This window comes from Halodesulfovibrio aestuarii DSM 17919 = ATCC 29578 (assembly GCF_000384815.1).
Classification (GTDB): domain Bacteria; phylum Desulfobacterota; class Desulfovibrionia; order Desulfovibrionales; family Desulfovibrionaceae; genus Halodesulfovibrio; species Halodesulfovibrio aestuarii.
Window position 1 is genome coordinate 837,047 of the sequence record NZ_ARQF01000021.1, and the last position, 18,420, is coordinate 855,466.

19 protein-coding genes and 4 tRNA genes are annotated in these 18,420 nt (G+C 46.4%); 9 read left to right on the forward strand and 14 right to left on the reverse strand.

The features are described 5' to 3' along the window. Nucleotides 1–13 precede the first annotated feature (13 nt). From F461_RS0114730 to F461_RS0114745, 4 genes are all read right to left on the reverse strand, one after another. Nucleotides 14–1,834 (reverse strand): ATP-binding cassette domain-containing protein, encoded by a 1,821-nt coding sequence (locus F461_RS0114730; protein WP_020001932.1) that lies wholly within the window; start codon nucleotides 1,832–1,834, stop codon nucleotides 14–16. A gap of 4 nt (nucleotides 1,835–1,838) precedes the next feature. Then, nucleotides 1,839–2,921, reverse strand: coding sequence for an HlyD family secretion protein (locus F461_RS0114735; RefSeq protein ID WP_020001933.1), 1,083 nt, complete (start codon nucleotides 2,919–2,921; stop codon nucleotides 1,839–1,841). Continuing rightward, on the reverse strand, nucleotides 2,914–4,440 hold the full coding sequence (locus F461_RS0114740; protein WP_020001934.1) for an efflux transporter outer membrane subunit: 1,527 nt from the start codon (nucleotides 4,438–4,440) through the stop codon (nucleotides 2,914–2,916). Before F461_RS0114740 ends, F461_RS0114735 begins: the two co-directional genes overlap by 8 nt. A gap of 342 nt (nucleotides 4,441–4,782) precedes the next feature. Beyond that, nucleotides 4,783–5,499 carry a tetratricopeptide repeat protein gene (locus F461_RS0114745; RefSeq protein WP_020001935.1) on the reverse strand — a complete coding sequence of 239 codons (717 nt, stop codon included), beginning with the start codon at nucleotides 5,497–5,499 and terminating at the stop codon, nucleotides 4,783–4,785. 788 nt (nucleotides 5,500–6,287) lie between these two features. Between F461_RS0114745 and F461_RS0114750 the strand changes: the two genes are divergently transcribed. The 7 genes from F461_RS0114750 to F461_RS0114780 all read left to right on the forward strand — a co-directional run bounded on the left by F461_RS0114750 (nucleotide 6,288) and on the right by F461_RS0114780 (nucleotide 11,131). After that, on the forward strand, nucleotides 6,288–8,783 hold the full coding sequence (locus tag F461_RS0114750; RefSeq protein ID WP_020001936.1) for a 2-oxoacid:acceptor oxidoreductase family protein: 2,496 nt from the start codon (nucleotides 6,288–6,290) through the stop codon (nucleotides 8,781–8,783). A 522-nt stretch (nucleotides 8,784–9,305) separates the two neighbouring features. Continuing rightward, a complete protein-coding gene (locus tag F461_RS0114755; protein WP_020001937.1) occupies nucleotides 9,306–9,974 on the forward strand; it encodes a hypothetical protein in 669 nt (222 codons plus the stop codon). Between the two features lie 65 nt (nucleotides 9,975–10,039). Continuing rightward, entirely contained in the window at nucleotides 10,040–10,366 is a 327-nt protein-coding gene (locus F461_RS0114760) for a hypothetical protein (RefSeq protein ID WP_020001938.1), read from the forward strand. A 154-nt stretch (nucleotides 10,367–10,520) separates the two neighbouring features. Next, nucleotides 10,521–10,606: transfer RNA gene (locus F461_RS0114765), tRNA-Tyr, on the forward strand. A gap of 28 nt (nucleotides 10,607–10,634) precedes the next feature. After that, nucleotides 10,635–10,710: transfer RNA gene (locus F461_RS0114770), tRNA-Gly, on the forward strand. 254 nt (nucleotides 10,711–10,964) lie between these two features. Continuing rightward, a tRNA-Thr gene (locus F461_RS0114775) sits at nucleotides 10,965–11,040 on the forward strand. Between the two features lie 5 nt (nucleotides 11,041–11,045). After that, nucleotides 11,046–11,131 (forward strand) — tRNA-Tyr (locus F461_RS0114780). Nucleotides 11,132–11,273: 142 nt separating this feature from the next. On the opposite strand, the gene F461_RS0114785 is transcribed toward F461_RS0114780, so the two are convergent. From F461_RS0114785 to F461_RS19110, 5 genes are read right to left on the reverse strand one after another with little or no spacing between them, the layout of a single operon-like run. Next, nucleotides 11,274–11,864 carry a formyltransferase family protein gene (locus F461_RS0114785; RefSeq protein WP_020001939.1) on the reverse strand — a complete coding sequence of 197 codons (591 nt, stop codon included), beginning with the start codon at nucleotides 11,862–11,864 and terminating at the stop codon, nucleotides 11,274–11,276. After that, nucleotides 11,855–12,679, reverse strand: a complete 825-nt coding sequence (locus F461_RS18125) for a GNAT family N-acetyltransferase (RefSeq protein ID WP_235633750.1) — start codon at nucleotides 12,677–12,679, stop codon at nucleotides 11,855–11,857. The genes F461_RS0114785 and F461_RS18125 overlap by 10 nt, the downstream gene beginning before the upstream one ends. After that, entirely contained in the window at nucleotides 12,589–12,987 is a 399-nt protein-coding gene (locus tag F461_RS19545) for a P-loop NTPase family protein (RefSeq protein ID WP_235633751.1), read from the reverse strand. The genes F461_RS18125 and F461_RS19545 overlap by 91 nt, the downstream gene beginning before the upstream one ends. Further along, on the reverse strand, nucleotides 12,984–13,160 hold the full coding sequence (locus F461_RS19340) for a hypothetical protein (protein WP_020001940.1): 177 nt from the start codon (nucleotides 13,158–13,160) through the stop codon (nucleotides 12,984–12,986). Before F461_RS19340 ends, F461_RS19545 begins: the two co-directional genes overlap by 4 nt. Before the next feature lie 9 nt (nucleotides 13,161–13,169). Further along, nucleotides 13,170–13,316: a Com family DNA-binding transcriptional regulator gene (locus F461_RS19110; RefSeq protein ID WP_073020918.1), complete on the reverse strand. Its 147-nt coding sequence runs from the start codon at nucleotides 13,314–13,316 to the stop codon at nucleotides 13,170–13,172. A 187-nt stretch (nucleotides 13,317–13,503) separates the two neighbouring features. On the opposite strand from F461_RS19110, the gene F461_RS0114800 reads away from it, so the two are divergent. Next, nucleotides 13,504–13,737: a hypothetical protein gene (locus F461_RS0114800; protein ID WP_020001941.1), complete on the forward strand. Its 234-nt coding sequence runs from the start codon at nucleotides 13,504–13,506 to the stop codon at nucleotides 13,735–13,737. A 77-nt stretch (nucleotides 13,738–13,814) separates the two neighbouring features. Here the strand turns inward: F461_RS0114800 and F461_RS19550 are convergent, their stop codons facing one another. The 5 genes from F461_RS19550 to F461_RS0114825 are packed head-to-tail and all read right to left on the reverse strand — an operon-like array spanning nucleotide 13,815 to nucleotide 17,959. Further along, nucleotides 13,815–14,258: a hypothetical protein gene (locus F461_RS19550; RefSeq protein ID WP_020001942.1), complete on the reverse strand. Its 444-nt coding sequence runs from the start codon at nucleotides 14,256–14,258 to the stop codon at nucleotides 13,815–13,817. Between the two features lie 8 nt (nucleotides 14,259–14,266). After that, nucleotides 14,267–15,700, reverse strand: a complete 1,434-nt coding sequence (locus F461_RS0114810) for a phage tail-collar fiber domain-containing protein (protein WP_020001943.1) — start codon at nucleotides 15,698–15,700, stop codon at nucleotides 14,267–14,269. Between the two features lie 4 nt (nucleotides 15,701–15,704). After that, a complete protein-coding gene (locus F461_RS0114815) occupies nucleotides 15,705–16,355 on the reverse strand; it encodes a phage tail protein (protein WP_020001944.1) in 651 nt (216 codons plus the stop codon). A 4-nt stretch (nucleotides 16,356–16,359) separates the two neighbouring features. Beyond that, the gene (locus F461_RS0114820; protein WP_020001945.1) at nucleotides 16,360–17,529 is read right to left on the reverse strand and encodes a baseplate J/gp47 family protein; all 1,170 of its coding nucleotides are present in this window, start codon (nucleotides 17,527–17,529) and stop codon (nucleotides 16,360–16,362) included. Beyond that, entirely contained in the window at nucleotides 17,495–17,959 is a 465-nt protein-coding gene (locus F461_RS0114825; RefSeq protein ID WP_020001946.1) for a Clp protease/crotonase-like domain-containing protein, read from the reverse strand. Before F461_RS0114825 ends, F461_RS0114820 begins: the two co-directional genes overlap by 35 nt. Nucleotides 17,960–17,970: 11 nt before the next feature. On the opposite strand from F461_RS0114825, the gene F461_RS0114830 reads away from it, so the two are divergent. Further along, nucleotides 17,971–18,420 carry a hypothetical protein gene (locus tag F461_RS0114830; RefSeq protein WP_020001947.1) on the forward strand — a complete coding sequence of 150 codons (450 nt, stop codon included), beginning with the start codon at nucleotides 17,971–17,973 and terminating at the stop codon, nucleotides 18,418–18,420.

Genomic DNA, 18,420 nt, shown 5'->3' on the forward strand with positions numbered 1-18,420 from the left:
TTCCGGCGCTGTACTAACTTTCAGCAAGCTGTATAAAGGCATCCTCAATTGTTGGCTCCGGCGTTTTCTCGCTCACTGCATACTCTCTGATTTGTGCCGGTGTTCCCGCTGCAAGCTGCTGCCCTTGCGCCATAATCAACAAATGATCACAGTATTCTGCCTCTTCCATAAAATGCGTAGTAACAATGACCGTTACTCCCTCACGGGCAAATTTGTTTATCCGAGCCCAAAACTCACGACGCGCAAGCGGGTCAGCACCTGATGTGGGTTCATCCAGAAACAAAATCTCCGGCTCATGCAGCATGGCTGCCGCCATTGCCAGCCGCTGCTTGAATCCCGCAGGTAAGCTTTGCGTTATAACATCTTTCCGGTCTTCCATATCAAATTCGCGCAATGCCCAGTCTAACCGTTGTTGTAACTGCGCCCGATGCAATCCGTAGGCTTTGCCATAAAAACGCAAGTTCTGCTTCACTGTGAACTGCTGGTATAATGAAAATTTTTGCGCCATATACCCAATTCGCGAACGAGTTTTAGACGGCGTTTTACGCATATCATTTCCGGCAACGTGAATTTCGCCACCGGATGCTTTCAGCAACCCGCAAAGCATACGAAACGTTGTTGTTTTACCTGCCCCGTTCGCACCTAATAAACCAAAGATCTCACCACGATGAACAGTAAAAGAAATATCGCGTACAGCGGTGAACGTTCCAAATTGCTTTAACAGACTTGAAACAACAATAGCGGGAGCATTCTTCATTGCAACAGGTCTTGTTTGCTTAACGGTATCCTCATCTGGCGCAGCTAGAAGCGGTTTTTCTATGACAGTGCCGTCCTGCTGAAGCATATCCACAAAAACATCTTCAAACCTTGGGGTAACAGGAACAAGTGAATCTTTAGGAATTGTTCGAAGCGTCTTTTTCTCGGACTCCCCTTCGATAGGGCTACTGTGGGTTTCAGCTACATCATTTGTTAATACGGGGCTATTTTTCGAAAACACAGTGCGAACCATGCCGGATTGGATGGAAGCATCGACAACATCGCTTCTCTGAAGCACCTCTCCATGCAACATACGGGCTGTCTGAGGCGGCTGAGGCGCAACAACAAAGACACGCCCTGATACTCTGCTATAAAAACTTTTTGGCGTTCCTTCAGCCAGCTTCGAACCGTTGTGCATTACCACCACATTATTACAGCGTTCCGCTTCATCCAAATAGGCTGTGGACACAACTACGCCCAAACCTTTTTCATCAACAAGCTGATACACTATCCGCCAGATATCGCGCCGCGAAACCGGATCTACTCCTACAGTCGGTTCGTCCAAAATAAGCAACTCAGGCACTTTTACCAGACAGCATGCTAGCCCTAACTTCTGCTTCATCCCACCGGAAAGCTGGCCGGAGCGTCTATCGGTGAACTTTTCAAGATCCGTCATATCAAGTAGACGAGCAAACTGATCTTTACGTAACGCCATTGGAACGCCTTGCAAGTCTGCGTACAAATTTAGGTTCTCCTGCACGGTCAAATCTTCATACAGTCCAAATTGCTGTGGCATATAGCCGACTCTTGGACGTATGAGGTCTGCCTCGTGCACAACGTCATGTCCAAGCACATGCATACTGCCAGACTGTGGGACAAGCAGCCCTGCCGCAAGGCGCAGGCAAGTTGTTTTACCCGCACCGTCCGGCCCCACAAGCCCAGTGACGCTTCTGGCCTCAACGCGCAGATTTAAGTTGTTCAACGCAACAACCGGATGGTCACTCTTGGGTTTGAACACAACACGCAAATCCACAGCCTGCAACAACGGCCGCCCTTCCTGATCTTCATGCATCGTCATACAGTTACTGCTTCCGTAAGTCGCTGCTTAAGTTCGCGAACCTATCTTTTTCTATATTTAATTCCGAAATATTTTCTAAATCAGAATTGATGTTCTTACTAGCCACTGTATCCAGTTTAACAGTCACGGGCATCCCCAATTTGAGCTTGTTATCAGGATCATCCACCCATACCCGCACCTCATATACAAGCTGGGTCCGCAACTCTGTGGTTTCAACCCGCTTCGGTGTAAATTCTGCCTGAGGGGAAATAAACCCCACCCAGCCTTCAAACGGTTCAGCAAATGAGTCAGAATACACAGCTGCAATCATACCTTCTGAAACACATCCAAGCTCCGGCTCCGGCAAGTATGCGCGCACCCATTTAGGCTCCGTAACAGCGAGGGTAAATGCCACACGAGCTGGCGATGCCAGCTCACCTGCTTCTGCAATCCGGTTTTGAATAATGCCGTCAACAGGCGCAGTCAGTTGCAGTTCTCCCATACGAACCTGTAATAACTCTACAGCAGCCTGAAGCCCTTTTAGCGTTGCCTCAGATTCTGCAATATTTTCTTTGCGGTACCCTTCCTCTGCGAGGCTCAATCCATTTTTTTCAATAGCCAGTTCCGCCCGAGCTAAGTCAACCGCCGTTACAGCATCATCAAGGCTTTTTCGGGTGCTTGCGCCGGATGGCGTTGTTGTCTTCACACGACGTAACAGCGAATTAGCATTTTTCAATCGAATCTGCGCTGCATTAACCTTTGCCCGTGCCTGCGATACTTCCTCCGGGCGCAGCCCTGTTGTCAGTCGCTGTACCACTTTTCTCTGAGCATCCACGCGGGCGACAGCCTCCTTATACTGCGCCGCAAGCCGATCTTTTTTGAGCACAGCCAGCACCTGTCCACTCTGAACCACATCCCCCTCATCCACATACATTTCTTCAATGTACTCCTGCTCACTGAACGTTAATTGCACAGTTCGCAGATCAATCTGACCGTACAACGTTATTTCGCTGGTATCCTCCATTATTCTCGAAGGAGAAAAGTACCACCAGAACACAAGTCCTACACAGAAGATAAGTAGAATTAACAGCATCTTTCTTTTATTCATGCCCCAGCTCCTTGCCGACACTCCTAACTGTGTCCATATCTGCTTTCCCTGTAGTAGATGTGCCATTTCTCCTATCAGTCACGGTTTTCCCTGCATGTTCTGCCACACTCCAACCACCGCCCAAGGCCCGGTACAGGTGGATAACTTCACCCAGTTCCTGCTGATGTGCGATTACAAGAGAATCTTCCAAATCCACTTGTTCCAACTCTCTCTGAACAACTGTATCCTTATTCGCAAGTCCACTTGCAAACAATTGCTCTGCAAGAACAGTCGCCTGTGACAATTTTTGCAGGGCCCATGCAACATCTTGAACTTGCCGACCTTTTTCTACTACCCCGACTGCACTATCTTCAATCTCTGCCACAGCCTCAACTACGGTCTGCTGCAACTGAAACTTGCGTTGTTCTGCCTGCGAGGCCTGCACTGCAATCTGGGCATCAATACGTCCTCCGGTAAACACCGGAACCAAAAGTCCGCTACCGAACGTATAGACAAGAGTGTCTGCATGAAACAGCTTATCCACATCAGTTGATTGAAAACTCAGCATGCCGCCCAAAACAATTTTAGGATAACGCTCCCCTTCTGCTGCCCCCACCAGCGCCACAGCCCCTGCATATTCCTGCTCTGCTTTGCGGACATCCGGTCTGCGTGAAATCAAACTTGCAGGAACACTTATCCCCATCACAGCAGGAACCGTAAGCTGACAACCTCTGGCACACGAAAATTCACTGGGTGGAATCCCTAACAGTACGGCAATACTGTTTTCTGCAACAGCCTTTGCCTGACTCAGCACCCGCTGCTGTGCCTTTTCATTTCGAACCATCGCTTGCGACTGTAAGTATTCCTGCCGTGTTCCTGTCCCCGCGTTCAGCCGCGCACACGTAAGTCTAGCCCGCTGCTCTAATAACAACAGTTTTCGTTCTGAAATCCGAATGCGTGATTCCACAGCCCGCAAATCAACATAGGCAAGTGCCAACTCTGCCACCAGTGAAACAGCCACATCACCGTACGCAGCACGGTTTGCCTCTATGGTACTGTCAGCCGCTTCTACAAGCCGTTGCACACGTCCCCATAAATCCAGTTCCCACCCCGCAAGAGCTGCACCTGCAAAAAGATTGGTCTGTACTCCTCCCGGCACACCCACAATTCCTTGTGCATCATCAGCGGCACGAGTGTGTGCACCATATCCACCAAGATACGCCCGTGGTAGCAAGTCTGCCCGCGTAACGCCGCGTTGTGATCGGGCCTCAACTATCCGTTCGCGCGCTATCTTCAACGATAAATTCTGCATAAATAGCGTTTCGACCAGTCTGTTCAGTTCATTGTCGTTAAACTGCGTCCACCAAAGTGCAGCAACACTCTCATGCTGTAACATTGGGGCGCGCACCTTCCATTCTTTGCCATGGAACTCCGTAAGATCTGGTGCAACATAGTCTGCACCAACTTTCCAACAGCCGCACAACGCAGCAACAGTAAACAACAAACTGGTGACCAGCCCAACAATCTTATGCTTTTTCATGCACGACCTAACCATGCTGCAGATTATAAAAAATAATTCTTATATTCAGCCATACCTTGTTTTTTATTTTTTATTAACTAGTTAGATACTTTTTTCTTTAAAAAGAGGTCATGACAAATCTGCAACGCTTTTCCCTTTGCCCTCAGCCCCCGCGTAAAGCTTCTATTAGCGGGGTGCTGACATGATTTCTAGAATCGTACACAACTTCATACCTCACTGACGTAAACAAACAAAAAAGGCTGCCCTAACTAAATAGGACAGCCTGAAAAATTTTCAGAAAAAGTAGGTGATGAATATAAGCCGTAAGGTTCTGAGAAAAGTAGCTTAGAACAACTCCTTAAATTACAGTTGCTGCATACAGATGCTAAGGTTCTGTTTGCAAGCTTTAGCTAATTCAGAATCATCCTGACCTATTCGTTCACAACACTTGATAGCTTCTTCAAGGCTGTTCTTTGCTTCTTGGAACTGCTGAAGAAGCATGTATGCGAGCCCCTTGTTCATAATTGAGAAGGCAGTCTGCTCGTGATCACCGAACACCTGCTTTTTAATCTCGATTGCCTGCTGATGCAGTTCTAAAGCTTCTTCCGGTTTGCCTTGTTCTTCACGCAGCCGTCCTAAATTGCTGAGACAGTCTGCGACTTCTGCACAGTCGTGACCTTTTTCATGAGTCCAGATAGTAATAGATTCCATAAGGACAAGTGCTGCGTTGTCGAAGTCTTCCTTCGCATAAAGAATAGAAGAAAGATTGAGAAACGCCTGCGCCATATCGTCTGCGGTAGTGCCCTGCGCGGTTTGCATAATGGCAATACCTTCGTTAGCAATGGCTTCTGCTTGTTCCATGTCTCCACTATATAATAAAATACGGCTTGCATTCTGAATGAGCTTTGCTTTCAAAAGCATATTCTCAGGTGCAACTTCTTCCTGTAATCCAATACAGACCATTGCCGCCTCTAATGCTTCTTCCATCATGCCAGATTCAGCAAATTCAACGGCGCGTTGCTGCAGCTGAGCAATCTGTAGCAAGCCATCATGTTCAGTAGTTGTTTCTGTGTTAGTCATAACATTCTCCTGAATCAGAAGTTGCAAAAATCACGCCACAGCTTTGTACTTTTTACGTATGAGTTTTCAGAATTTTTTAGATGAAAGCACCTATTTTATCTGACTTTTTTGTTTTTCAGTTCATTATTGAATGCAGCTTTGTTGCAGCAAGGCAACACAAAGAATTGCACAGCTGCAACATATAACAACTAATCACTGGTAGCACGTATCCTTCATTTTTTATGAGACTAGAAATAAACGTCGAGAGCTCATTCATAACACATCAAAGAAGTACATTTTCACCTGAGGTTCTAACAACCGACCTTTTTAACTGATACTCTTCACTGTTGCGTAAGCTTTTATTCTCAAGCACAAACAAGCTGTCAGCAAGTTCCTCTATCGCCACTAAGAGTGACGCCATAAAACACTCACAACATGCAGCACAATACACATGTATTTGCTTCATCTTACTCATTCAAAAACCGTCACATTTCTGCTTGTACTGGACAAATTTGTAAATTTCGGTACAAATGTCTTCCACATTTTTCACTAGCGTATGCAAAGAGCCACATTCTCTGCAAACGGCGTCATTCGCCATTCCCGCAATCTTTGAGCGGCCTTTTAATACGCTGCAATCTTGTATAATAGTAAGTCCTGTGTAATGACTAAACAAACGTAAGTTTACACTGTTTGTGATTAGCAGACACTTTCATATAATTATGTTGCCGTGTTGGACCTTTTTCTTTGCTGCCGTAAGGAAAGTGCACCACACAGCACAATTCTTTATTTCAATTACGAGCGAGTAAACCATGAATGCTATGAAGAAGTTATGTACTGAGGAAAATGGACACAAAACAGTCCTGCAGGGGAACATTGCCTTTGCTGCTGGATGCGTACGCAATGGCATCCATGCAGTCGACGGTTACCCTGGTACTCCAAGTTCTGAAGTTATCGACAAAGGGTTGTCGCAGGTTCAGGAGATGATCACTGTTGGCTGGTCCGTTAGCGAATCGGTTGCACTCGGCGTTGGACACGGGCACACACTTGCCGGTCGCGACTGTGTTGTAACCATGAAGATTCCGGGATTATTTCAGGCAGGTGACGTGTTTACCAGTCTTGCGACTTTTTCCGTTCCTCGCGGTGGTCTTGTTCTTTATGTAGCAACAGACTTTACCCCAAGTTCTACTCAGCACGTAATTGATCCACACCTTTTATACAAAAGCACCTTTGTGCCTGTTTTTGAACCTCGTAGCCATCAGGAACTATACGAGGCCTCCAAAATTGCAGCAGACCTCGCGCGCAAATTCAACACCGCAGTTGTTATTCAGCCAAGCGGAGTACTCTGCCACAGTGAAGGTTTGGTAACACTGACAGAAACAACAACACGTGAGCTTGCTGAAGTTGCACCAATGAAGCAGCTTAACGCTCTGCCAAACCTTGCACGCATGAACTACGATCGCGTTATGGACGAAAGAATGCCTGCGCTCACCAAATACATCGAAGAAAGTCCTCTCAACATACATATCAAAGGTAACGGCAAACGCGGCGTTATAGCATACGGTGTAAATGCTCTGTACATGGAAGAATACAAGGATCTGTACGATAATGATATTGACGTACTGTCCCTCGGGTTCACTAACCCGCTTCCAATACAGAAAATCAAAGATTTCTGTGCATCTATCGAAGGCGACGTATACGTTTTGGACGATGGCTACCGCTACTTGCAGGACGAATGTGCAGCAGCCGGCCTTACAGTTATCGGCAAACCTGATTTCAGCAAGGTAACCGAATGGACACCGGCAAGCATTGCTGCTTTCCTCGGCGAAGAAATCACCGTCAAGACTGTTGCAGCACAACCTGTACCGCGTCCGCCAATGATCTGTGCGGGCTGTCCTTACCGTCTCTTCGCACAGGTTGCATCACGTATGAAAAAGAGCGGCCAACTTGAGGCCATCTTCGGCGACATCGGCTGCAACACTCTGCTCTACTTTATGAACGCACTGGATACCGGCCTTGCCATGGGTGCAAGTGAGAGCAAACGCACAGGCTATGTTCTCTCCAAACCAGAATCTGCAAGTAAGTGTATCAGCCTCATCGGTGACGGAACTGAATGCCACAGCGGCATGGACGCAACCCGTAACGCTGTGTTCAGGCACGTTGCCGGTGTAAAAGTCGTTCTCGATAACGAATGGACTGCAATGACCGGCGGCCAGCCAAGCCCAAGTTCCCCTGTTAACCTTGCTGGAGACGAAAACCGCTTTGTAATGACAGAAGCACTTCGCTCACAGGGAACCGACGTGGTTGAAGTAGATGCCTACAACTACAAAGACATCAGAAAAAGTTTGCGCAAAGCACTTGCAGATGCAGATGAAGGCAAATTCACCACTCTCGTTGTTCAAGGCACATGTATCCGTAAGGTACCGAAATCGGCATACGGTCAAAAACTCGCCGTTGACCACGAAAAATGTATCAGCTGTGGAGCTTGTAATATCTGCTCCGGCCTAAGCCTTGACGAAAATGGTCAGCCAGTATGGAACAACATCTGTTCCGGTTGCGTATCTCAGACTCCGGCATGTATGCAGATGTGTCCCAAAGGCGCTATCTCCGTTATTGGTCCAAGCGATATAAAAATTGAAAAATCCTCCGTGGTGCTTCCAGAGCCTCCACAGGAAATTACAGTACCGACACTGTCCGATGAAGAACGTCCGGAACGTCTATCTCTCTCCATCCGTGGTGTCGGAGGTCAGGGCAACCTATTCTTCGGTAAAGTTCTCGCACAGCTTGCATTTGCAGCAGGCTACGGTGATAAAAATATCATTAAAGGTGAAACACACGGAATGGCCCAAATGGGCGGGCCAGTTGTCTCAACCTTTGCATGCGGCAATGTTCGCAGCCCGCAAATTATTCCGGGAACCGCTGACTCGCTTATCGTAATGGAAAAAAGTGAACTCCTGCGTCCCGGCTTCCTCGGAATGCTTAAAGACGGCGGCACAATTCTCTTTGCCGACACTGCAATTATCCCACAAGGATTTGATGCAGAACAGTACCCTTCTGACGAAGTCATTGCCGAGCTTGTTGACGGCTATAACGTAATTAAACTCGACATCCTCAGCGAAGCAATCAAGCTTGGTGATACAACAGGCCGTTGTGCTAACGTCGTAATGCTCGGGGCTCTCAGCACCGTGGCACCGTTCAATGCACTGCCAGAAGAATGCTGGTTAAGCGCTCTTAAAAACGTTACTCCAGCCAAAATGTGGGCTGGGAACTACGCCGCCTTCATGGCCGGTAAAAATCTTATGAAGTAGAAAAATAGCTGAAAGGCTATTTTCAAACTGAGTGGAACTCCCCATCGTCATCATGACGCTGGGGAGTTTTTTATATGGATATAAAATTCGGGATACCTTTTTGACTTCGACAAACAAGGAGATCGCCCATAATACGCCCACGAGAAAAAATTCTCTGGCCTGCAAGGATTGGGAAGTCTTTTAGAACAATGCAGATTAATTTACTCAAAAACAAAAATCCTACATTTACCCCGCCTCTAGGAATCAACGTCAGTAACATGCTGTTACAATATGTTATGTTCACGGTCTCGTTCAGCCTATATGATTATGTCAACTTGTAAATAATCAGAAACCATTCTACTGCTGCCTTTCTTTTGAATTATTAATTGCCCGACCAAGTGCTTTGCCGTACGGTTAACAATGATCAGGAATCCAAAACATTTCATCTTGTACTAAAAATATAGGTAGTTAGTTTGGCACATAACTGTTCAACATAACCGCAGACACCTGTCCGCAGGTAATCTGTATTATGGAGGGAATACAATGTACTACGAAATCACACCTGACGGCGCGGGATTTCTCCCTGCCGAAACGGCTAGAATGGATGTCGACGGACTATACATTCGAACTCTTGCTATTGCCTATCATCTTACAGGCAGTGCCGGTCATCTGCTTATAAATGGTACAGCAGCCCTTTCACCGTTAAGTATTCTCAAACAAGCTCCTCTTCTCGGAACGCCGCAAACGCTACACATCATCCAGCGACATGAAGAAGAAACTATCGCAGGCGAAACCGTAAAGGCGCTATTTGAACGCGACTTTCCTTCTATAAAGATAACCTATGAAAGCTCGGCAGCCGATGCTCTTCTACTTTTGGCAAATGGTACAACCACAACTGATCCAAACCAGATAGTGCAAGCTGAATTTTCTATAATTACCCCTCCGAATCGAGAAAAACGAATCGCTATAAACTGTCTTAACAATTTATTTCTGCCGCTGAAACTGTACGATGTACATGTAGATCTTCAATTCAATGGAGAAATATATTTAGGAATACCAGCCCTTCAGCTTTCACAGGAAGAAATGAAGGCATTGGCAAAGGCACAACCACGTCCGGAACCATACAAAACAGCATTAGATCTGGGGCTGTGTGTAGGACTTTTTGATATTGCACCGCGTTTTTCAAATCTTACATCCGAACCAGCCAAGTAAAGAACAGGCATAAAAGACTTACCCACGTGAAACGTAGAACAGCTCATGTCACAACTGAGGATCCTATGGAAATATTAAAAAAATTATGGCGTGGCGAGTTGCCGCTATATATCACTTTTTGGTTTTTCGGCATGGTCATAGGCACGTTTGTCAGCTTTTTTGTAAACAAATACGCACTGCAAGTGCAGAAATTATCAGACGCATCGCGCGTCAGCTGTCTCATGGCAGCCCTGTTTTATACAGGATTTTTGTGTGTTGCCCTGTGGCGTAGCGCAGAGAACTATCAGGGTGCTCCTCTATGGTCCATAGGAGCCCGTTTCTACTCAGCAATTTTACTCATGTCGTTTGTCAGTTTTGCTGTGGAAATAGTCAAAATCACCTACAATACCTAACTTTTCATTCTTACCAAAACCAAGCATCTTCTGTATCCACTACTGACTATTCATTTTTTTTGTAAAAAATGAATATTTTTCTTGCCAAATATTGCTTCCATCCGTAAATAGATCCCCGTTGTCAAAAATACTTATTTAGACAACAAACATAACAGGTGGGGTTCCCGAGTGGCCAAAGGGAACAGACTGTAAATCTGTCGGCGTACGCCTTCGGAGGTTCAAATCCTCCCCCCACCACCACGTTGCTAACTAGCACGCTGTAAGAGAAGCGGGAATAGCTCAATTGGTAGAGCATCAGCCTTCCAAGCTGAGGGTTGCGAGTTCGAGTCTCGTTTCCCGCTCCAACAGTCAAGATGAAGCCAGTTGCAACCACTATACTCAAAGTGAAGAAAATTTATTCGTAAAAAGGAGCCTCAGGTGACAATCTGAAGCTCCTTTTTTTTTAATTTGTAGACCTAGAAATGCCGCTTCCTGTCGTAATAATAGTATAATGAGACGCCCAATTCATCATGCCATCAGCACGTTGGCATACAAAATGTCATTTTTTTATTTTTTTGCTTGCCAAATTTTTTAGATATCTATAAACAATTTTCTCGCTGCTGGCGTAGCTCAATTGGTAGAGCAGCTGATTTGTAATCAGCAGGTTGCGGGTTCAAGTCCCATCGCCAGCTCCAGCAAAGGTGGGGTTCCCGAGTGGCCAAAGGGAACAGACTGTAAATCTGTCGGCGTACGCCTTCGGAGGTTCAAATCCTCCCCCCACCACCACGCAATTAAAGCCAGTCATATGACTGGCTTTTTTTATGTCCAAATGTAAGCTGACACCCAAAATGAGAATTTTGTACTCTCAAAATGAGAAAAGTACCGCACACAAAAAGGAGCTTCAGAGAAATCTGAAGCTCCTTTTTCTTTATGTTATATTGCTCAACATTTTTCTTGTTAGAGATGGTTCCCATGTAGCGAAAATTTCATCTTGTTTTTTCGCTTCAAATTGACCTGTTGAAGCTAATTTCTGAACAACACTCGTTAACAGGTGAACACCCATTGGAGCTAAGGCTCTACGCCAAAGAAGTTGAGGAGTATCATTCGCAGCAACGTGACACCAATCTTGAATTATGATCCCGCCTGTATCTGCGCCATCATCCATTTTGTATACAGTTCCACCTGCAATGGGATCTTTCATTGCGAGTGTCCAGTGAATTGCATCTCTACCTCGATGCCGAGGAAGTAATGACGGATGGTAGGCAAGCACACCATGCGTTGCTTTACTCCGTATAGCCTTTGATACAAAGCAGTGACAATGTGCGGCTAAAACCACGTCACATTCTGGTAGTTCTTCCAGTGCTGCGACTACCATCACACCGAGTTCATTTGCTAATTTCTCAAAATGATCATTTCTCTTTTCAGGTGAAATCGCAATGACCTGCACGCCATCAAGCTTATTAACCTTCTTTAGAACTTCTGCAGCAAGCCAACCTTGGCCTATGATTATTACTCGCATGAGGTATCCCCCATATAACGAAAACCTTGCACCGCTCGGAAATGGCCACCGTAGCCCGACATTGCTGTTTTCTTTTTCCCGCGCCTTTCTGCACTCTGTGCCAAACTCTTCGCGCAACGCACTTTGTTAGCGCCATAAAGTTTAGTACTTACCTGACACCATTTAGGTTGTCGTCTGAGTGCTGCAGCCAGCCCAGGATGTGATGTATGGAAGAGTACGGGCATCGGTCTTTCATATCTATTCTCCCCTCTCCGCCACAAATCACAAACAGCATTCAAGAACCGGAGTCCCACACCTGCGCCCTGCCATTCTGGCATCACAACAAGTCTACACGCCCTTGCCTCGTTTCTTGAACGGGTGCTTACAGCCAAATGTGCTACTGGCTCCCCATTCACGAATCCAACATAACAGGTGGCAGCGATCATGTGCGGAAGCTTTAAATAATGATGCGGCGCAAAGTACTCCCACCATTCCCAGCCTGTCTGTCTGATTTCCAATTCAATTGGTGGTCGTTGAAGACACCTCCGAGAAAGTTTACCTGTAGCAGTATCAAACACCCAGTCTGGTTGTAACCACTCTACAATGTCATAATGGCAAGAAAGCAACACGGCCTTGCCTGATGTCCTGCGCCACGCCTTAGCAAAAGCGTGTGCTCCGACTTTAGCAATCTGACGGTCTACCACGGAAGTAAATTCATCAATTACTATTCGCTCAGGCTTTTCACTTACAATTCGTGCAAGCTCTGCTCTGAATTTTTCACCTGTTGAGAGCACCCTGTATGGGCGAAGCCATGAGGGGACATCACCAAGCCCCACAGCAGACAACGCCCTGTTACCGCCTGCCAATCACCATCTGGTGCAATAACATCTATAATAGGTGCGCTATCTGGCCATGCTCGTTCCTGATGCATCGTGAAACCTTCTGCAGCAAGCGCATTGCCTATTGAAGACTTACCGGAACCTGATGGACCGATAACAAGACCGACTCGCCATCCATCTTCCTCAATTGGCAGGTCTGCTTTAAGTGAAAAGCTATTCCCTGCATCTACATTAAATAGGGATTTCACACAGGCAGCTCGGTATGAAGAATAGTCCGGGCATGAATGAGTAATGTCTATTCTCATGTCCGCACCGCCCTGCATTTGTAGCCTTTTGAATACAAGCGTTCATACACTTGCTTGTGCTCTGCTTCTGTTTTGCAAATCACAATTACCCCAAACTGTTCTTTGTACCGGGTATCTTTTGGCCTTCCCGGAGCCTCTGGCGCTAACGCTGGAAGCTCTGTTTTATTTTCCATGTAATGTCCTTACGGACGGTCACGCCGTTCCTGTCCGGTGCTCTTGTCACTCACATGGTTATATGTCCCACAACGAGGACATTTTATTTCAAGTATTGTTGCTGTGCCTTTAGCCAACAGACGGTTACAGTTACCGCATCGAATTTCTTTTCTCATTTTGAGTTGCCAAATGGTAAGCCCTTTAGATACAAGGCTACTTAGTCTGATCAGACGACTGGAGCAGCGGTGTATCTTCACGAATGGCTATCACCAATCATGAGGCCGTGATGCAGTGTGCTACCACTGCATTGGTGGGGGCAGGTTACGCCCTCGCCTGTTCCTCTCAAAACTAAGAGGAGAATTTATGTACTATTCTTACACCTTTAATAATGGTCCAACTTTTGAAATTCATCCTGAACTTAATAGGTTCTGGGGAATTTATGGTAATGACCAACACATCATCAACTGCAATGACACCTATACGTGCATAGAAATGGTTGCTCGGCACAATGCCATTCCCGACGACTTTCCTGAAGAAATACACCAATACGGTCAGCACCTTCCTCCATTAGGACAATGGGAAACAGTAACAGACTAATCTATCGTAATTATTTCACGCCTCACACTAGACAGTGAGGCTTTCTTTTTCTTCCCTATCAATTGTCAAAAAAAACTTTAGTCAGTCAGTAGCGCGGCTAGTTCTGTACGTAGTTTCTGCGCTTGTTCTTCTAGCTCGTTAAGCCGTAACTCATCTACTTCCTTTGCTGTTCCCGCGGTCTTTGCCCGTAATGGACGTACAGAGGCAAGATCATTACTAACAAGTTCTTGTTGAATTTCCGCAATACGTTTCTGTGCCTTCTCTGCTTCTGTAGGCTCCGGTGGCACAATCGCTTCAAGCCGCACTTTTTCCGCCTTCCACGCTTCCAGATATGGCTGCACTTCTAATTCAGAAACTGGCGCAGTAGTTACACCTCCGTCCGGTGTTTCAAATTCAATATGCCCTTTCTGTCCATCAAATTGGATAGCGTGAAGAGTTTCATCAAAATCAAAGTTAGGTAACTCAAGAGCGTTGCCATCAACTAGAACCAATTTATCTGGAGCTATAACTGTTACGTGCATAAACTCTCCTACAAATATTTAATATAGAACACGCCTATATATGGTGGACGGTTTTCATGTGCCTGAGAGCCACCCGTATGCCTTGTTCCATCGTCATAATCACCTGTATTACGGCTGTTGAAGTTGTGATAAGTAGAACCCGACAAATCATTACCCGTTTCATACGCAATTACGTGATGATGTGACGCAGTCGTGCTTATAGTCGGAGATACTTTATCAGCACCACCTTTACTTCCAACAGAATATTTTCCGCCTGCACCAACGGTAAATCGGTCTCTCATATTGGGCGTGCTTACATTTCTGCCATCTGGAGATGCATATGTGCGACCATCACACACGCCGTATCGCAAATCAGGCTGTCCTGTTTTTTCATCAATAGGTCGTCCAGAGCTATTTACAGAACCACTAAACAATTCAATACCACCATGAATTTTAGAGTCTGCAATACGCGATCTGACTTCGCTTTCTGTGTAATAACGTGAATCATGATTGTGATTCGATGCAGCTTTGGTATTTGCGGCATTTAATGCCTGCGTTGCTCTATCGTATGCAGTCTTAGTGGCCTTGCTAGTCGACAGAGCATTTTCACTAGTTGACGAAACACTACTACTTTTAGAGTTAGGCAGGTTGCCAAGTCCCACCTGTGCAGGCGTATGCGTATGTGTTTTGGTAGCATATACGCTATTATGATTATGATTAGATGCTGCCTTTTGACCAGCCAGATCAAGAGCTTGTTTTCCTTTATCGTAAGCGACTTTTACGGCCTTACTCGTGGCAAGGCTGTTGCCACTGGTGGACGTTACGCTATCACTTTTTGCATTAGGTAAATTACCTAAACCTACCTGACTAGGTGTGTGCGTATGTCCAGCTGGTGGAAAAACTGAAGGCTTGCCAGTAATGACACTCCACGCATGGGTATGCTCGTTTAACAATTTTTTTAGATGCGGATGGGCACCTTGTGAGCCATTATGCTCTGCTAGCTGCTCATTCACGAACTCCTGACTCGCAAGAACCACCGTCGGATCAACAATCAGCGAAACAGCACCAGTATTACCGAACGTCACAGGAGCTTTAATTACATGCTCCATCTTTGTCGGTTCTTCTGGCGCAGGCTTCCACATAACTGGATGTGTGCCGATTGCTAGCAGGACATCTCCTGCATACAAAGCGGCTTCTCTGATATACCAGCCGCCCGCGTTGATAGGCACATGTGCTTCAAATACAACTTGCTTACCTGCGTCACTATCCCCCTGTTCATTAATAGTGATAGACTGCAATGCACCACGCCATACTTCATTAATGAGGGACGACGAACTCGTTGTGTGTTCCGGCACTGAGCCGTTACCATCGCCCAAGGCCATGTGGGTTGCCTGTAGCTTTGTGCCGCTTTCTTCAGCTTCAACTAATGCGGCAAGCCCTGCTTTTGTGAGAATGAGTGCCATAATGTTATCCAAGACTTGTTGTTGTGATTGTATGCAGGCCGCAGCCTGAAGAAATAGTCACGGTCAAAAGAGCTTCTTTCGGCTTTTCTGGCTCCAAGGTAACAACAGAGCAAAGAAGTAATGTGCCTGAAGCATTTGCTGCGCCCTGCACTGCTGAATGCGTCTGCAAGGCAGCAAGCTTTGAACGGGCAGGCTTTGTTTCCTGAACTGCCCAAGTGACCAGCGAGTAGTCATTAACCTCAAGCCCGTGTTTCGGGACAGGGATTTGCACTTTAAACTCTGCCCAGCGCACTGCATCGTCATTTCGGCAATTGTGGAATGTACAGCCGTCGTATCCATAATGCTGCAATATCTGCGGCATCCCTTCGGCCTTACCGCCTTGACGATGCCACGCATACGCTTTCACGACACGTTTTCTATACTGGTCAGTTGATTCCAGCGGGTATTGAAGTATTCCACGAGTTGCGCCGTGTGTTGGAAGATATTGTTCCTCACAAGTCAGCGGGTTGAGCTGATCCCGAAGCCAGAAAATATCTTCTCGGATATCATCAAAAACCAGAGCAACACCTTTCGCGATGACTGAAATAAGACCCGGTGAATGGATAAGTGCCCACCCAAGTACATCCTTAAAGAATTTCCAGAAGGTACTTTTCACGCTGCTAGCTTTCCGACGCGGCTGTTGCCGTTAGGATTATGCTGGATAATACAGCAAGTCCGTCTTGCATGACGGGAAAATCTGCCGTTCCATTCCAAGTAATTTTTTTAATACCGGGTACTGCCATAATAGCGGCAACTAGCCTGTCTTTTGTGAGGTCTTCCCCAATCTGTAACGGAGTGATCCCGACAACCTTAGTCGGGTCTGTAAACAATGCCCGAACACGTTCCTCAACTTTGACCTTAGCCTCTTCCCGCTGTGTACCGGGATGACACTGAAGCGCTGCATTCAATGTAACGAGCACGTGTTGTGGAGCACGTACTTCCCAGTCGTCATTTACAGGATAGTTTCCAGTGATGGATTTACGCACTGCCTGAAGCAGCTCATCCGTAGGTATTCCGGCAGTGCCTTTGATAATGACGTCGACCGTACCCTGCCCCCGTGGGTGCTGATCAAGAATACGACAGGCAACCACGCCAGTAATTTGCATTGCCCAACGTTCATAAGCGTGTTTGGTAACTCCATTATTACCAAGCCATGCAAGAGGAATACGCGGTGCAAGCTTATGATCAGCTTCAATATCCGCGCCTTCCTGCGTAAGCCAATTTGCCTTTACCGTGATGCTACTAATGCCAGAGACAGGCGTCACAAGCTCAAGGTACTGTCCTGCGGTCAAGTTGCTTGCGCATCCATACTCTTCGGCTTCGACCGGAATCAGCACGTTACTTGCTCCATCTGGTAGAACCACATCGCTCATTGTCACATAACGGTATACCTGCCCTGCCCCGTCTGGTTTTGTCCGCAAAATACGGCCATTCGGAATAACAATATTGCCTTGGCGACCTTCCCGACCGAACTCTATATTGCCTTTCGCTTTAGTTGCCTGCTTACGTGACTGCTCCACCTGATCCGCATGAAGGTCAAGCCACGATGCGTCCGCATGTTTCGCAAACCCCTGCCGGACTGTTGCCTCTACTAGCTGATAAAGTTGGTAGAGACCCCAAGCAAACAACTCTATAAGACCACGCACCACGCCCTTGTTTAAATTCAATCTGCGAGGGAGCCAGCCTTTAGACTGATACTCTTCCTGCACTTCCTCAATTCGGGTAAAAAGCATCTGGCGGCAGTCGTCCAGCGATTTAGAAAGACGCGGTATTGGCATCGGGTTTGGCATCAGCAAGTACCTGCTTCATTTTTCCGGTTTCATTTACAGCAAATGTAAGATTGTATTCGTGATCTTCATCAATAAACTGCCATGCGGCCTCTGCGGTAATACCCGCCTCATCCCAAGCAACCACCTTGCAACGTTCCGAGCCGATAACCACGCGAGGGTCTGTACGAATGGTGCGTTGCACTTCCAATGCAAACGCTAACCTGCTAGAAGAATTCGACTCTTCTTTTATCCAGTCCGGCACAAGAGAACCGAACTCTTTGTGATAAAACAGGGTGCCAAGGTATGTGCGCAGTGCAAGCCAGATGTCTTGAATTCCGGTGTCCACACCGTCAGTCAAAACTAGCGTTCCGTCTGCCGCCACCTTGGCCTGTAAGGTATCGTCTAAGGCTATGTCTTGGGAAAAAATATTCAACAACTTAGCAGACTCCATAGGAAATCATGATGAGTAAAATAAATAAGGCATTCCAAAAAGACATCTTAACGACCTGCTGCAACTTTTCGAGAATTGCTGTAGCTGAGCACGTGTATCGTCCTATATACGATGAGTACTTCCCTTCCCAAAAACAAACTATCGATCAGGTGGTAACTGAACTCTACGAAGATAAACTTTTTTTTAACCTTAATGACCTTGAGCAGCGTGACCTGATTGAATTTATAAATTTTGACAAGAATCAAATAGCTAACCTCGGCTATTCTTGCCCCTTGCCTAAAATTCAAATCACCTCAAAAGGTCGCGACTATCTTCAAGCTCAACGACTTATTAACAAAATAAGAAATCTACTTTTTCCATCAAAAAGGTTTGCGGACTTCCTGTGGGGCGTCTTCACAGGGGCTGGTGCTGCCATGTTAGGACAATACCTTATTAACTGTTTGAAACTAGCCCCTAAATAG

Bases quoted from the DNA above. Each gene is read 5' to 3' on its own strand.
- F461_RS0114730 (WP_020001932.1), bottom strand. From the start codon at position 1,834: ATGACGATGCATGAAGATCAGGAAGGGCGGCCGTTGTTGCAGGCTGTG.
- F461_RS0114735 (WP_020001933.1), bottom strand. From the start codon at position 2,921: ATGAATAAAAGAAAGATGCTGTTAATTCTACTTATCTTCTGTGTAGGA.
- F461_RS0114740 (WP_020001934.1), bottom strand. From the start codon at position 4,440: ATGAAAAAGCATAAGATTGTTGGGCTGGTCACCAGTTTGTTGTTTACT.
- F461_RS0114745 (WP_020001935.1), bottom strand. From the start codon at position 5,499: ATGACTAACACAGAAACAACTACTGAACATGATGGCTTGCTACAGATT.
- F461_RS0114750 (WP_020001936.1), top strand. From the start codon at position 6,288: ATGAATGCTATGAAGAAGTTATGTACTGAGGAAAATGGACACAAAACA.
- F461_RS0114755 (WP_020001937.1), top strand. From the start codon at position 9,306: ATGTACTACGAAATCACACCTGACGGCGCGGGATTTCTCCCTGCCGAA.
- F461_RS0114760 (WP_020001938.1), top strand. From the start codon at position 10,040: ATGGAAATATTAAAAAAATTATGGCGTGGCGAGTTGCCGCTATATATC.
- F461_RS0114785 (WP_020001939.1), bottom strand. From the start codon at position 11,864: ATGCGAGTAATAATCATAGGCCAAGGTTGGCTTGCTGCAGAAGTTCTA.
- F461_RS19545 (WP_235633751.1), bottom strand. From the start codon at position 12,987: ATGAGAATAGACATTACTCATTCATGCCCGGACTATTCTTCATACCGA.
- F461_RS19340 (WP_020001940.1), bottom strand. From the start codon at position 13,160: ATGGAAAATAAAACAGAGCTTCCAGCGTTAGCGCCAGAGGCTCCGGGA.
- F461_RS19110 (WP_073020918.1), bottom strand. From the start codon at position 13,316: ATGAGAAAAGAAATTCGATGCGGTAACTGTAACCGTCTGTTGGCTAAA.
- F461_RS0114800 (WP_020001941.1), top strand. From the start codon at position 13,504: ATGTACTATTCTTACACCTTTAATAATGGTCCAACTTTTGAAATTCAT.
- F461_RS19550 (WP_020001942.1), bottom strand. From the start codon at position 14,258: ATGCACGTAACAGTTATAGCTCCAGATAAATTGGTTCTAGTTGATGGC.
- F461_RS0114810 (WP_020001943.1), bottom strand. From the start codon at position 15,700: ATGGCACTCATTCTCACAAAAGCAGGGCTTGCCGCATTAGTTGAAGCT.
- F461_RS0114820 (WP_020001945.1), bottom strand. From the start codon at position 17,529: ATGCCAAACCCGATGCCAATACCGCGTCTTTCTAAATCGCTGGACGAC.
- F461_RS0114825 (WP_020001946.1), bottom strand. From the start codon at position 17,959: ATGGAGTCTGCTAAGTTGTTGAATATTTTTTCCCAAGACATAGCCTTA.
- F461_RS0114830 (WP_020001947.1), top strand. From the start codon at position 17,971: ATGAGTAAAATAAATAAGGCATTCCAAAAAGACATCTTAACGACCTGC.